Annotated in this window: 12 protein-coding genes; 5 read left to right on the forward strand and 7 right to left on the reverse strand. The window is 64.6% G+C overall.

What is annotated here, in order from left to right; all coding sequences use genetic code 11:
* Positions 1–136: 136 nt before the first annotated feature.
* Positions 137–1,693, reverse strand: a complete 1,557-nt coding sequence (locus H3V53_RS40450; RefSeq protein WP_336602610.1) for a UxaA family hydrolase — start codon at positions 1,691–1,693, stop codon at positions 137–139.
* 44 nt (positions 1,694–1,737) lie between these two features.
* Positions 1,738–3,039: an MFS transporter gene (locus tag H3V53_RS40455; RefSeq protein WP_336602611.1), complete on the reverse strand. Its 1,302-nt coding sequence runs from the start codon at positions 3,037–3,039 to the stop codon at positions 1,738–1,740.
* 353 nt (positions 3,040–3,392) lie between these two features.
* Between H3V53_RS40455 and H3V53_RS40460 the strand changes: the two genes are divergently transcribed.
* Positions 3,393–4,091 (forward strand): FadR/GntR family transcriptional regulator, encoded by a 699-nt coding sequence (locus tag H3V53_RS40460; RefSeq protein ID WP_336602612.1) that lies wholly within the window; start codon positions 3,393–3,395, stop codon positions 4,089–4,091.
* A 167-nt stretch (positions 4,092–4,258) separates the two neighbouring features.
* On the opposite strand, the gene H3V53_RS40465 is transcribed toward H3V53_RS40460, so the two are convergent.
* Positions 4,259–4,579, reverse strand: a complete 321-nt coding sequence (locus tag H3V53_RS40465; RefSeq protein ID WP_054918649.1) for a type II toxin-antitoxin system HicA family toxin — start codon at positions 4,577–4,579, stop codon at positions 4,259–4,261.
* Positions 4,580–4,992: 413 nt separating this feature from the next.
* On the opposite strand from H3V53_RS40465, the gene H3V53_RS40470 reads away from it, so the two are divergent.
* The gene (locus H3V53_RS40470) at positions 4,993–5,829 is read left to right on the forward strand and encodes a methyltransferase (RefSeq protein ID WP_054918651.1); all 837 of its coding nucleotides are present in this window, start codon (positions 4,993–4,995) and stop codon (positions 5,827–5,829) included.
* Positions 5,830–5,851: 22 nt separating this feature from the next.
* Here the strand turns inward: H3V53_RS40470 and H3V53_RS40475 are convergent, their stop codons facing one another.
* Both H3V53_RS40475 and H3V53_RS40480 read right to left on the reverse strand, forming a co-directional pair.
* Positions 5,852–6,421 (reverse strand): DUF1415 domain-containing protein, encoded by a 570-nt coding sequence (locus tag H3V53_RS40475; RefSeq protein WP_336602613.1) that lies wholly within the window; start codon positions 6,419–6,421, stop codon positions 5,852–5,854.
* A 34-nt stretch (positions 6,422–6,455) separates the two neighbouring features.
* Positions 6,456–7,088 (reverse strand): TetR/AcrR family transcriptional regulator, encoded by a 633-nt coding sequence (locus H3V53_RS40480; protein WP_336602614.1) that lies wholly within the window; start codon positions 7,086–7,088, stop codon positions 6,456–6,458.
* A 180-nt stretch (positions 7,089–7,268) separates the two neighbouring features.
* Here H3V53_RS40480 and H3V53_RS40485 point away from each other — a divergent pair, with 180 nt between their 5' ends.
* Together H3V53_RS40485 and H3V53_RS40490 are read left to right on the forward strand one after the other, a co-directional pair.
* Positions 7,269–8,552, forward strand: coding sequence for an MFS transporter (locus tag H3V53_RS40485; protein ID WP_336602615.1), 1,284 nt, complete (start codon positions 7,269–7,271; stop codon positions 8,550–8,552).
* 218 nt (positions 8,553–8,770) lie between these two features.
* Entirely contained in the window at positions 8,771–9,364 is a 594-nt protein-coding gene (locus H3V53_RS40490) for a nitroreductase family protein (protein ID WP_336602616.1), read from the forward strand.
* Positions 9,365–9,488: 124 nt separating this feature from the next.
* On the opposite strand, the gene H3V53_RS40495 is transcribed toward H3V53_RS40490, so the two are convergent.
* Positions 9,489–10,958, reverse strand: a complete 1,470-nt coding sequence (locus H3V53_RS40495) for an MFS transporter (RefSeq protein WP_336602617.1) — start codon at positions 10,956–10,958, stop codon at positions 9,489–9,491.
* A 223-nt stretch (positions 10,959–11,181) separates the two neighbouring features.
* On the opposite strand from H3V53_RS40495, the gene H3V53_RS40500 reads away from it, so the two are divergent.
* Entirely contained in the window at positions 11,182–12,450 is a 1,269-nt protein-coding gene (locus H3V53_RS40500; protein WP_336602618.1) for an Hsp70 family protein, read from the forward strand.
* Between the two features lie 108 nt (positions 12,451–12,558).
* Here the strand turns inward: H3V53_RS40500 and H3V53_RS40505 are convergent, their stop codons facing one another.
* The gene (locus H3V53_RS40505; protein WP_054918658.1) at positions 12,559–12,762 is read right to left on the reverse strand and encodes a cold-shock protein; all 204 of its coding nucleotides are present in this window, start codon (positions 12,760–12,762) and stop codon (positions 12,559–12,561) included.
* Positions 12,763–13,368 lie beyond the last annotated feature (606 nt).

Here is a 13,368-nt window from a genome sequence, read left to right on the forward strand (position 1 = left end):
TCATGCTCGGCAATCGCAGTGCGATCGACGCGAGCGCTGATAACTTCGCGCGCGCCCGCGCTTGCCGATAACGATTCCGTCATGGTGTCCAGGGAAGGCCCACGGCGCCGGGAGACCGGCGTCCGGCGACGGGCGTTCAGGTCACGACGCCAACCTGCCAGGGCACGAACTCGTTTTGCCCATAGCCGTGCAGTTCGCTTTTCGAGGGCGTGCCCGACGCACAGTCGAGCATCATCTGGAAAATATCGGCGCCGAGCTGATCGATGGTCGCCGTGCCGTCGATCACGCCGCCGCAGTTGATGTCGATGTCGTCGGCCTGCCGGTCCCACAGCGCGGTGTTCGTCGCGAGCTTCAATGACGGCGACGGCGCGCAGCCATACGCGGAGCCGCGCCCCGTCGTGAAGCAGATCAGGTTCGCGCCCGACGCGACCTGGCCCGTCGCCGACATCGGGTCGTAGCCGGGCGAATCCATGAACACGAAGCCTTTTGCGCGGATCGGCTGCGCGTATTCGTACACGTCGACGAGATTCGTCGTGCCGCCTTTCGCCACCGCGCCGAGCGATTTCTCCAGAATCGTCGTCAGTCCGCCCGCCTTGTTGCCCGCCGACGGATTGTTGTCAAGCGCGGCGCCGTTACGCGCGCAATAGTCCTGCCACCACGCGATGCGCGCCAGCAGCTTCTCGCCGACCTCGCGGCTCACGGCGCGGCGCGTCAGCAGATGCTCGGCGCCATAGACTTCGGGCGTCTCCGAAAGGATCGCGGTACCGCCGTGCCGTACGAGCCGATCGACAGCCGCGCCCAAGGCAGGATTCGCCGAGATGCCCGAGTAGCCGTCCGAACCGCCGCACTGCAAACCGACGATCAGATGCGACGCGCTCACTTTTTCGCGCACCGCGCGGTTCGCGTCGATGAGCATCTCGCGCACCATCGCGATGCCGCGCTCGATGGTTTTGCGCGTGCCGCCGCTGTCCTGGATCGTGAAACTGCGCAGTTGCGCGGTGTTGTCGGCGAGACCGGCCGATTCGAGCACGCCGCCAATCTGGTTCGTCTCGCAACCCAGCCCGACGAACAGCACCGACGCGAAGTTCGGGTGCGCCGCATAGCCCGCCAGCGTGCGCTGCAGGATCGCCATGCCTTCGCCGCGCAGATCGATGCCGCAGCCGAGTCCGTGCGTCAGCGCGATCACGCCGTCGACGTTCGGAAAATCCGCGAGTTCTTCCGGATGTACGTCGCGCCGGAAATGATCGGCGATCGCGCGCGCGACGGTCGCCGAGCAGTTCACGCTGGTCAGGATGCCGATGTAGTTGCGCGTCGCGACCCGCCCGTCGGCGCGCCGGATGCCCATGAAATGCGCGGGCTCGCTGACGGGCGCGAGCGGATGCAGATCGGCGCCGAACGCGTGGTCGCGCGCGAACTCGGCCATGCCGAGATTGTGCGTGTGCACGTGCTGGCCGCGCGCGATCGCCTCGCGCGCGACGCCGATGATCTGGTTGTAGCGCTTGACGGGCTCGCCCTTCGCGATCGCGCGCGTCGCGATCTTGTGGCCGGGCGGAATCAGGCCCGTCACCAGCAGGTCTTCACCTTCGATGCGCGTGCCCGGCATGAGCTGGCGCGTCGCGACGATGACGTCGTCGTTGGGATGGAGACGGATGGTGACGTGCGCCGTCGGCACGGTTGCAGTTGCTGTGGACATGATTCGGTGCCTTTTGAAGAGCCAGTCAAGCGAAACAATACGGATCAGACGTGCGTGCGCTGTGCGCCTTCCGTCGCGCCATCCGGCAGCCAGGGGCGTTCGCGCTCGGCGGGCAGCGGTTCGATGCGGCCGACGATCACAAGATAGCTGAACGCACCGAGAAAGCAGAAGCCGCCCGCGACGACGAGCGGAATCGTGAACGAGCCCTTGGTCAGCGCGACCATCACGCCTGTGAAGGTCGTGATGACGATGCCCGCGAGATTCGATGCGAAGTTCTGGATGCCGCTGATCGATGCGACATGGCGCGGCGTGGGGGCGACATCGGCGGGCAGCGACCAGATGCTGGCGGCGGCGAACGCGAGGCTGCCGTACGAGATGCCGAAGAACGCGAGCATCAGATACACGTTCGACGTGAACGCCGACAGCGTGATGACCGAGGACAGCAGCATGCCGCCGACCATGCACGTCTTGCGCGCCGCCGTGAGGCTCCAGCCGCGCCGGAACAGCGCATCGGACACCAGCCCGCCGATCCAGCCGCCCGGAATCGACATCAGTGCGGGAATCATGCCGAGCGTGCCGAGCGACTTCAGCGAGAAGCCGCGCGTCTGCACCAGATAGCTCGGAAACCAGGTGATGAAAAAGTAGATGACGAAGTTCAGGCAGAAGAAGCCGAGCATCATGCCCCACAGCGTGCGGTGGCGAAACAGCGAGCGCCACGTGACCTTGTCGGCGGCGCGTTCGGCGCGGGTGTCGGGCACGATGTCGGTTTCGCCCGTCATGTCGCCGTGCGCCGGGCTGCGGTAGATCACGACCCAGCCGAGTATCCACAGCGCGCCGATCAGCCCCGTGATGATGAACGACGCCTTCCAGCCCATCGTGCCGATGATCAGCGCGACGACGGGAATCGACAGCGCGGAGCCGACGCGCGAGCCGCTATCGAAAATACTCGTCGCGAGCGCGCGCTGCGACGGCTTGAACCATTGGCTGACGAGCTTCGCGCACGACGGATACGCACCCGCTTCGCCGACGCCGAGCATCAGCCGGCAGCCGAACATTCCGGCGACGCTCGTCGCCGCGGCCGTCCCCGCCGTGAACACCGACCACCAGCCGACGGCGAGCGGCAACGCAATGCGCGCGCCCACGCGGTCGACGAACCAGCCGAACGGCATCTGCATCAGCGCATAGGTCCAGAAAAAGCCGCTCAGGATGAAGCCCATCTGCGCCGGCCCGATGCCGAGCGCTTTTTCGATTTCGGGCGCCGCGACGGCCAGATTCGCGCGGTCGATGTAATTCACGGCGATCGCGAGAAAGCATAGAAGGATCACTACCCACCGCATTTTCCTCATGACAACGTCTCCTCCATTGGCGGCATCTGTCGTATGGTGTGCGCCGCCGGCGATGCCGGGCCGGTGTCGCTTTCCTGCGCTCGTGCTGCGGCGCGTGGCGGTGCTGCCTGTCTGCGTCCTGCTCTGGCGGCGGGACTGCGGGTACGACATGTGTTTCCTGGGTGCTTATTGAATTCCGGCCTGACCAGTGGACGATAATAGAAGCCGAATGGACAAGTGGTCAAGCCAATTGTCGGTGATTCCGGTCGCAATCCGTCCGGGCATCCCGCGCGCGGCATGGCTGATTACAATGCTCGTTTTCCGACGCGGGCCGGATGCGGCCGGTCTCGCGCGACCTAGAAGCAGGAGCCTGTGTGTCCGTCAAACCCGTCGAAAGCCGTCGTCTCTATCTGCAGATCGCTGACAAACTGCGCGCGCTGATTGCGCAGCCGGGCTTTGTGGCGAATGGCCGGTTGCCGCCCGAGCGCGATCTGGCGCAGACGCTGGGCGTGTCGCGGCCGACGGTGCGCGAGGCGCTCGTCGCGCTCGAACTGGAAGGGCGCGTCGAGATCCGCATGGGCTCGGGCGTCTACGTGACGGACGCGTCGCCCGTTGCGCCGGCGCCCGATCCCGACAAGCTCGGCGAAAGTCCGCGCGAGATCATGGAGGCGCGCGCGTTGATCGAAGGCGCGCTGGCCGCGAGCGTCGCGCCGTTCGCGAAGCCGAAGGCGCTCAAGGCGCTGCGCGCGCTGTACGACCGGATGGCCGACGAGGTCGCGAACGGCCAGATTCCCACGGCCGCCGACCGCGAATTCCACGTGTGTATCGCGCAGATGTCGGGCAACGACGTGCTGGTGCGCACGGTCGCCGGGTTGTTCGACGAGCGGCACAGCCCGCTATCGAGCAAGATGCGCGTGCATTTCGAAGCCGACGACACATGGGCCGTCGCGCTCGAAGAACATCGCGCCGTGCTGGAAGCGCTCGAAGCCCGCGATCCCGTGCAGGCGCACGCGGCGATGCAGCGGCATCTGAAAGCGTCGTTCGCGCGGCTGATGACGCGTTTGAAGCGGTAGAGAAGAAGCGCGGCGGAGGAGGGATCGGCGCGTTCGGCTGATCGGTTTGACCGGCATGTCGATGCGAAAACGCCAGAAACCGGCCAAAGCCCGACGCATAGGGGCCCGAGCCGCTGTCGACCACCGCTGAAGCGGCTGCGCGGCGCCCTGCGCAGCCATCGACGGACTCAGCCCGGATAGGCTTCGTCGACCTTGAGTCCAGCCAGTTTGAAGATCACGCGCAGCGTCTGAGGCTTGATGTCGCGGCGCGACGCGAGCGTCGTCATCACGAAGTCCAGCACTTTCGCGTATTTGAGCAGGGTCAGGCACGTCTCCATGTCGACGCTGCCGTCGCGCATGGCTTCAGCGAGGCGCAGCATCTCGACCGAGATGTCGCGCGCCATTTCGAGCTCAAGCTGCTGCTTTTCCGTCCACTCGGGCGCGGCCAGCAGTTTCGCCATGAGCTCCTGAAACTTCTGCTCGGCGTTTCCGTTGGGTGTCGTATCCATTTGCCGCCTCATCAGATCCGAGCGCGCTTCGTTCCCGTTCCGCCGCGCTTCAGGTTACGTTACGTTCGAACCGTGGTCTCGGTCCGACCTCCCCTACGCATACCGGGTGATGTCTCGACGCTGCAGCAACCGGTAGCTTGTCTTTGGTTATGCATCCCGCGAGCCGCCGAGCCCTCGGCGGGGCTTTATCCGGCTCGCGACAGACGACTGCTTTTGCGACCAGCGCAACGCGCTTGCCTGCTGGTTCGGAATCGGACGCACTACTGCGCGAAATCGTCCAACCGGGCGAGATGCCGCCGTCGACGCGGTAAAACCGGGCCCGTGCTGCGCGCTTTGGGTAAACTGACAGACACTTTTTCCTTTTTCCGTCACCTGTCGCACGTTCGCGATGCGATCGCTGACATGCTCATCCGATGTCTTCCAAAACTCACGAAGTCCGTCCCAATCAATCCGTCGAACTGCTCAAGGAACTCCATATCCTCACGCGCGACGGCAAGATGAACCAGGACAGCCGCCGCAAGCTGAAGCAGGTCTATCACCTGTTTCAGTTCATCGAACCGCTGCTTTCGGACCTGAAGCAGACCAACGGCGAACTGACCCTCGTCGATCACGGCGCGGGCAAGTCCTATCTGGGCTTTATTCTGTACGACCTGTTCTTCAAGGAACTGCGGGATAACTCGCATATCTACGGCATTGAGACGCGAGAAGAACTCGTCTCGAAGTCGCAGGAGCTGGCGCAGCGGCTCGGCTTCAAGGGCATGTCGTTTCTCAATCTTTCTGTAGCCGACTCGATCGTGTCGGACAAACTGCCGCCGAAGGTGGACATCGTGACGGCGCTGCACGCGTGCGACACGGCCACCGACGATGCCATCCGCTTCGCGCTGGAAAAGCATGCGAAATACATCGTCGTCGTGCCGTGCTGCCAGGCGGAAGTGGCGGGCGTGCTGCGCAGGAACAAAGGCAAGTCGCTGGCCAATGCGTTGACGGAAATCTGGCGGCATCCGCTGCATACGCGCGAATTCGGCAGCCAGATCACCAACGTGCTGCGCTGCCTGCAACTGGAGGCGCACGGCTATCAGGTCAACGTGACGGAACTGGTCGGCTGGGAACACTCGATGAAGAACGAGCTGATCGTCGCGACCTTTAAAGATCTGCCGCGCCGGCGCCCCGCCGAGCGGCTCAATGAAGTGATGGATACGCTCGGCATCGCCGAACTGCGCGAGCGGTTCTTCGTCGAAGCGGCAGCCTGACGGGCTGCCAGTTCGCGCCCCGTCAGTCTTGGGCGGGTTCGCTCATCCACTTGCGCCAGCCTTCCGTACCGAGACGGCGCATCGTTTCCTCGTTGCGCTCGTAGATGTCCGCCGCATCCGGAAAGGCTTCGACCGCACGCTCGATGCTCGCCTCGCGCAGCAGATGCAGGATCGGATACGGCGCGCGGTTCGTGTAGTTCTCGATATCGTCCGGGTGGCTGCCCTCGAACTGATACTGCGGGTGGAAGCTCGCGATCTGAAGCGTGCCTTCCAGCCGCATCTGCTTGAGCATGCGGTCGGCGAAGAACAGGCAATCGTTGTAGTCGAGGAAATCGGCGAGCGCGTGCGGGATGATCAGCAGCGTCGTGTCGAGGTCGGCGGGATCGGCGTGCGCCAGCGTGCGCAACTCGGTTTCCAGATCGGTTAGCACGCCTTCCATGCCGGTCGCTTCGCTGATCGCGTAGCGGATCTGGTTCTTGACGTGCACGGCCTTCGCGAACGGGCACAGGTTCAGCCCGATTACGGCGCGCTTCAGCCAGTGGCGCGTGGCGTCGAGGATGGCGTCGTGCGAACTGTGCGGCGTGGAAGGCATGGCGGTGCGAGCGGGAACGCAAAGGGCAAAAGCGCTATTTTACCGGCGCGTTCGAACATGCCAGCTCGATCAGTTGCCGGGCCACCAGCGGGGCGACCTGGATCGGTCCGCAGCCGGCGCCGTACGTTTGGCTCGACGCATAGATGCCCTCGATCAGCAGCGCGAGCCCGTTCGCGAGTTGCGCCGGATCGCGCGCGCCGGCTGCCGCGCACAACTCGCCGAGCCGCTGCATCAGTTTCGTCTTGTTGTTGAGCACGCACACGCGCGCAGGGTGCGACGGGTCCGGAAATTCCGCCGACACATTGACGAACGGACAGCCGCGATAGTTGTCCTTCGACGCCCGCCGCGACAGATCGTCGATATATTGCAGCAACTGTTTCTTCGGCTCGCCGGGATATTTGGCGAGGCTTTCGTCGAAGCGCGTGAAAAAGCGCTCATCAGACTGTTCGAGATAAGCGACCACCAGATCGTCCTTCGAAGAGAACTGCCGATACAGACTCATCTTGTTGACGCCCGCCCGCTCGACGACGGCGTCGACGCCCACGGCACGCACGCCTTCGTTGTAGAACAGCTCGGCGGCGGCGCGCAGCAGATGCTGTTGCGCCTCGGAGCCGGCCGTCTGCGCGCGCCGACCCGACGCGGGTTTGCTGGTTTCGGACTGGGTCATGGCGGGGTGCTCGACGAAATAGACGCCTTGACATGTTACTGACCGGTAACTAAGATCGCAAGACCCATTGTGACAGGTCAGTCACAAAACCTTTACGAAGCCGGTAATAATCAGATGCAATAAGATGCGGCGGGCATCGGCGTCATGGCGGTGCGGCGGCGGGAAATCTCTGGAGAACGGATGAACTGGGCAGCAAGAATAATAGGTGGACGTTTCCACTACGGCTGGCTGGCCGTGGCAGTGGTCTTTCTGGTGTTGCTGGCGGCGGCCGGCACGCGCGCGACGCCGAGCGTGATGATGGTGCCGCTCGAGCACGACTTCGGCTGGAGCCGCGCGACGATCTCGCTGGCGATTTCGGTGAACATCGCGCTGTACGGGCTGATGGGCCCGTTCGCTGCGGCGGCGATGCAGCGTTTCGGCGTGCGCCCGACCCTCCTCGTCGCGCTCGGCACGATGGCGGCAGGCGTCGCGCTGTCGTCGCTGATGACGCATCCGTGGCAGATGATCCTGGTCTGGGGCGTGATGGTGGGCGGCGCGACGGGCGTCGCCGCGCTGACGCTGTCGGCGACGGTCGTGAACCGCTGGTTCACCACGCATCGCGGTCTCGTGATGGGCATGCTCACGGCGAGTTCGGCGACGGGCCAGCTGGTGTTCCTGCCGTTGCTCGCGGCCATCGCGCAACATCACGGCTGGCGGCCCGTCGTCTGGACGGTCGCGGGCGCGGCGGCCGTGGTGTTGCCGCTGGTCGCGTTCCTGTTGCCCGAGCGTCCCGCCGACATGGCGCTGCGCCCGTTCGGCGAACCCGCCGACGCGCCCGTCAAATCCGACGCCAGCAAGCAGAATCCGCTCGCAATCGCGTTCGGCACGCTGGCGATGGCGAGCAAGACGCGCGACTTCTGGCTGCTGTTCTTCAGCTTCTTTATCTGCGGCGCGAGCACGAATGGTTACGTCGGCACGCACCTGATCGCGATGTGCGGCGATTACGGGATGACGGAAGTGCAGGGCGCGTCGCTGCTCGCGGCGATGGGCATTTTCGATCTGTTCGGCACGACGCTGTCGGGCTGGCTGTCGGACCGCTTCAACGCGCGCGTGCTGCTGTTCTGGTACTACGGGCTGCGCGGGCTGTCGCTGATGTATCTGCCGCACGCGTTCGGCATCGACTTCTTCGGCTTGCCGCTGTTCGCCGTGTTCTACGGCCTCGACTGGATCGCGACCGTGCCGCCGACGGTGCGTCTCGCCACCGATGTCTACGGCAAGGAATCGGCGCCCGTCGTGTTCGGCTGGGTGGTCGCGGGGCACCAGCTCGGCGCGGCGTTCGCGGCGCTCGGCGCGGGCATGCTGCGCGCGAGCCTCGGCACCTACACCGTCGCGTCGATGATTTCGGGCGGCTTGTGTATCGTCGCGTCGGTGATCGTGCTGCGGATCAATCGCGGCGAGCGCACCGTGGCGGCGCAGGCGGTCTGACGGATCCGCTGACGCATCGGCTGACGCGGTGACCACGCGTTCCGATTCCAAGCGCCAGAAAAACGCGCTGCGGCTTCACGTGCCGCGGCGCGTTTCTTCATGCGCTGGCGCGATTTGCATCTGCGCGACCTGGACGGCGGGAATGCGGCGGCTCGGGTTATGCTAGTGAGCCCTCGGGCCGTCGCCCGACCATCGTGAATTTCGACCGAGAGATGCGCATGACCAACAAACCCGCACCCACCGACGTTCCCATTCATGAACTGATCGCCGGACGCTGGAGCCCGCGCGCGTATTCGAACGAGCCGATCAGCCGCGAACAGTTGCGCACGGTGCTCGAGGCGGCGCGCTGGGCGCCCTCGTCGTACAACCTGCAGCCGTGGCGCTTCTTGGTGTTCGACCGCACCGCCAACGAAGTCGCGTTCAAGAAGGCATTCGATACGCTCGTGCCGTTCAATCAGGGCTGGAACGGCAACGCGCCCGTGCTGATCTGCGTGACGGCGCACACGCTGACGCCGAAGGGCGAGGTGAACCGCTGCGCGCCATACGACGCGGGCGCGGCCGCGCTGTCGCTGGTGCTGCAGGCGCATGCGTTGGGGCTCGCTGCGCATCAGATGAGCGGCTTCGACGTCAAGGCGTTCCGCAAGGCGTTCGCCGTGCCGGACGACGTCGAGGTGATCGCGATGATTTCGCTCGGTCATTACGGCGATGTCGACAAGCTCGACCCGGTTCTGCGCGAGCGCGAGAAGTCGGTTCGTACGCGGGCGCCGCTCGGTGACGTCGCGTTTGCGGGGGCGTGGAACAAGGCGTTCTGAGCCTTCGCCCGCCTTGATCGCGCGCTCCCATCGCGCGCTTCGATTCGACGCAAGCAGCGCGGCCTACGGGCCGCGTTTTTTATGGCGCTGCCGTCCCTTGTCGTTGCGCGCCGTCATGCGACCGTTATTCGTCGTCGACCGCGGATAACGGCGTGGCGACGCTCTCCAGCGAGCGCCGCTCCGCGTCCACGCCCCAGATCGCCGCGATTACGGCGGCAGCCAGCATCAGCGCCGAGCCGACCAGATAGCCGGAAAACACCTCGCTGCGCTGCCCCGTATCGATCAGCCGCCCGAAGAACGCCGGCCCCGCGATGCCGCCGAGCGCCGTGCCGAATGCGTAGAACACGGCGATCGCGAGCGCGCGGATTTCGAGCGGGAACGATTCGCTGACGGTCAGATACGCCGAACTCGCCGCCGATGACGCGAAGAAGAAGATCACCATCCACCAAATCGTCTGCGTCGTCACGGTGAGCAGGTGCTGCTCGAACAGATAGCCGCTCAACGTCAGCAGGATGGCGGACATTGCGTACGTCACGGCGATCATCTTGCGGCGGCCGATCACATCGAACAGCCTGCCCATCAGCAGCGGCCCCGCGAAATTGCCGAGCGCGAACGGCAGGATGTACCAGCCGACATGATCGCCCGGCACCTGGTAGAAGTCGGTCAGCACGAGCGCGTACGTGAAGAAGATCGCGTTGTAGAAGAACGCCTGCGCCGTCATCAGCGACAACCCCACCAGCGCGCGGCGCCGGTGCAGCGTGAACAGCGTGTGGACGACCTCGCGCAACGTCGTGCGCTCGCGGGCGCGCAGGCGCAGACGCAGGAGCCCGTCGTCGGCGAGTTCGTGACGCTCGTCGCGAAAGCGCGCCTCGATGCCTTCGACGATTTCGCGCGCCTCCTTCTCCTCGCCGTGCGTGAGCAGCCAGCGCGGACTTTCGGGAACCCAGGCGCGCATCGGCAGGATCGCCAGCGCCAGAACGGCGCCGATGAAAAAGCACGCGCGCCAGCCCCCGTCGCCGGGCAGCAGATGCGGGTCGAGCAGCACCAGCGAGCCGATCGCGCCGAGCGCCGCGCCGACCCAGAACGTGCCGTTGATGGCGAGATCAGTGTGGCCGCGCACGCGCGCGGGCGTGAATTCCTGAATCGTCGAGTTGATCGCCGTGTACTCGCCGCCGATGCCCGCGCCCGTCAGAAAGCGGAACACGAGAAAGCTCGCGAGATTCCACGAGAAGGCGGTCGCCGCCGTCGCGGCAAGATACAGCGCGAGCGTGATGAAGAACAGCTTGCGCCGTCCGAGCCGGTCGGTCAGCCAGCCGAAGCCCAGCGCGCCGAGCACCGCGCCGGCGATGTACGCGCTGCCCGCCAGTCCGACGTCGGCGTTCGAGAAGCGCAGCACCGCGCTCGATTTCAGCGCGCTCGCCACCGATCCCGCCAGCGTCACCTCCAGCCCGTCGAGCAGCCACGTCACGCCGAGCGCGACGACGATCAGCGAATGGAAGCGGCCCCACGGCAGGCGGTCGAGCCGCGACGGCAGATCGGTTTCGACGATGCCGGCCGGCTCGGCGCGAATCGTGGCGGCGGAAGGTTCGTGCATCGGATTGCCTCGACGGACGGTTTTTTGGCGTTTCTGTAAGCCGGCGAGCGAACGGCGTATCCTGTCGGATTCATTCGAGCGCGGCGCGACCATTCGACAGAGCAAATTGCATTCCCCGGCGCGGGTAGCAGGCCGGGTCGCCGCCGGTTGATGGTGTCACTGCTTTCATGTTACAAAGCCCGTCCTCTTTCTGTGCGCGCCGGCGCGAGCGGCGAACCCTGCCATGACCTATTGCGCGATCGACTTCGGCACGTCTAATTCGGCAGTGGCCGTCCCTGTCGGCGGCTCGCCGGGCGATCAGGCGGCGCTGAGGCTGGCGCCCGTCGAAGGCGCCTACACGACGCTGCCGACGGCCGTCTTCTTCAACACCGACGAAAACACGCGGACGTACGGCCGGGCGGCGCTCGAGGCGTATATCGACGGCTTCGACGGCCGGCTGATGCGCTCGATGAAGAGCATTCTCGGCTCCGCGCTCGCCGACAACACGACCGATCTCGGCGACGGCTCCGCAATCAAGTACACCGACGTCATCGCGATTTTCGTCACGCACCTGAAGCGCTGCGCGGAGCAGGTGGCGGGCGCGCCGATCAGCCGCGCGGTGCTGGGGCGGCCCGTCTTTTTCGTCGACGACGACCCGCGCGCCGACCAGCTTGCGCAGAGCCAGCTCGAGGCGGCCGCGCGCTCCGTCGGTCTGCAGGAAATTCACTTCCAGTATGAGCCGATCGCCGCTGCCTTCGACTACGAAGCGCATCTGACGCAGGAAGGCCTCGTGCTGGTCGCGGATATCGGCGGCGGCACGTCGGACTTCTCGCTGGTGCGCGTCGGGCCGGAGCGGATGAAGCACCTCGAGCGCAAGGACGACGTGCTGGCGCACCACGGCGTGCACGTCGCGGGGACGGATTTCGACCGCCGGGTCGAGCTAGCGACGATTCTGCGCGAACTCGGCTATCAGTCGCTCGATCCCGAAGGCCGCGAGGTGCCAAACCGCATTTACTTCGATCTCGCCACCTGGCATCTGATCAACACGATCTATACGCCTAAGCGGGTGTCGGAACTCGGTTTCATGCGGCATCTGTATTCGAACCCGCGGCATCACGACAGGCTGATGCGTGTCGTCGAGCGGCGCTTCGGTCATGCGCTCGCGGCGCTCGCCGAAGAAGCGAAGATCGGCGTGGCGGCGGGCGGCGAGACGATGATCGATCTGGAGATCGTCGAAGAAGATCTGCGCCTCGCATTCGACGAGGCACAACTGATTGCGGCGGGCAAGGACGAGACGCAGCGCATCGTGGACGCGGCGCGCGATACCGTGCGGCGAGCAGGCGTCGCGCCGCGCGAGGTGGACGCGCTGTACTTCACGGGCGGTTCGACGGGGCTGGCGTTTCTGTCGGGTGCGCTGGCTGCGGCGTTCCCCGATGCACGCCCTGTATTCGGCGACCGGCTCGCCAGTGTCGCGACTGGCTTGGGTATTCATGCCCGGCGTGTTTTCCGGTAATGAAGAGCCGATAAAGATTTCGGCTTGCGTGCCGAAATACGGATTAGCGGCAACCAACAAAAAACCCCGCCTAGGCGGGGTTTTTTGCGTTCCTAAAGGAAGCTAAGCTTAGGCCGGCTTGATGTTAGCGGCTTGCTTGCCCTTCGGGCCCGTCTTGACGTCGTAGGTAACCTTTTGGTTTTCCTGCAGCGTCTTGAAGCCTTCGACGCGGATTTCCGAGAAATGCGCGAACAGATCTTCGCCGCCGCCGTCCGGCGTAATGAAGCCAAAGCCCTTAGCGTCGTTGAACCACTTGACGGTACCGGTTTCCATATTACTTTTTCCTAAAAATGGTGAATAAGCCTAAGCCGAACGGCCGCGGCCAGAGTGTGCATGAAAATCAAGGAAGGGTAATGGGACCAACCGGAGTACCGTTGATGGGCGAACTACGAAAGAACCAATTCACTCGCCGCTTGAAATCCTGCCCGTCCTTTATACGGGCATTTTGAGAGCAGGTCAACCGTAATCGTTAAATCCTCATATCGCTCGGGGATATCCATAGCCGGATGTTGCTTACAAAGCTTGCTATTTTTCCGATTTTTTTGTAGGGAACGAGCGATTTTGCCTGCATCGCAACGGTGCAACCGTTAAACTACCGCGCGTGCGACCGGTTGCACCTTGGGTAACCCGCAATCGTCTCGCGACTACTCGCCGTATGCCCTTAGTCTTTTGAGTGACTTTCGAGCCGTGTCCCTTGGCCGCGGCAGCGGCGTGTTTCAGATAGCATGGGACCGGCGCCAGCGCTTGCGCTGACTGGTCGTCACAGGAGAAGACGTGAAAAGTTCAATTCAACGGCACATCGGCCCGTTTGCGCTGATGCTGACGGGACTCGGTTCGATCATCGGGTCAGGCTGGTTGTTCGGCGCATGGAAAGCGGCC

Origin of the sequence: Paraburkholderia bengalensis, assembly GCF_037126505.1 — a bacterium.
Classification (GTDB): Bacteria; Pseudomonadota; Gammaproteobacteria; order Burkholderiales; family Burkholderiaceae; genus Paraburkholderia; species Paraburkholderia bengalensis.

What these genes read in the sequence shown, in the direction of transcription:
- H3V53_RS40450 (WP_336602610.1), bottom strand. Translation starts at nt 1,693, where the DNA reads ATGTCCACAGCAACTGCAACCGTGCCGACGGCGCACGTCACCATCCGT.
- H3V53_RS40455 (WP_336602611.1), bottom strand. Translation starts at nt 3,039, where the DNA reads ATGAGGAAAATGCGGTGGGTAGTGATCCTTCTATGCTTTCTCGCGATC.
- H3V53_RS40465 (WP_054918649.1), bottom strand. Translation starts at nt 4,579, where the DNA reads ATGGATACGACACCCAACGGAAACGCCGAGCAGAAGTTTCAGGAGCTC.
- H3V53_RS40470 (WP_054918651.1), top strand. Translation starts at nt 4,993, where the DNA reads ATGTCTTCCAAAACTCACGAAGTCCGTCCCAATCAATCCGTCGAACTG.
- H3V53_RS40475 (WP_336602613.1), bottom strand. Translation starts at nt 6,421, where the DNA reads ATGCCTTCCACGCCGCACAGTTCGCACGACGCCATCCTCGACGCCACG.
- H3V53_RS40480 (WP_336602614.1), bottom strand. Translation starts at nt 7,088, where the DNA reads ATGACCCAGTCCGAAACCAGCAAACCCGCGTCGGGTCGGCGCGCGCAG.
- H3V53_RS40485 (WP_336602615.1), top strand. Translation starts at nt 7,269, where the DNA reads ATGAACTGGGCAGCAAGAATAATAGGTGGACGTTTCCACTACGGCTGG.
- H3V53_RS40490 (WP_336602616.1), top strand. Translation starts at nt 8,771, where the DNA reads ATGACCAACAAACCCGCACCCACCGACGTTCCCATTCATGAACTGATC.
- H3V53_RS40495 (WP_336602617.1), bottom strand. Translation starts at nt 10,958, where the DNA reads ATGCACGAACCTTCCGCCGCCACGATTCGCGCCGAGCCGGCCGGCATC.
- H3V53_RS40500 (WP_336602618.1), top strand. Translation starts at nt 11,182, where the DNA reads ATGACCTATTGCGCGATCGACTTCGGCACGTCTAATTCGGCAGTGGCC.
- H3V53_RS40505 (WP_054918658.1), bottom strand. Translation starts at nt 12,762, where the DNA reads ATGGAAACCGGTACCGTCAAGTGGTTCAACGACGCTAAGGGCTTTGGC.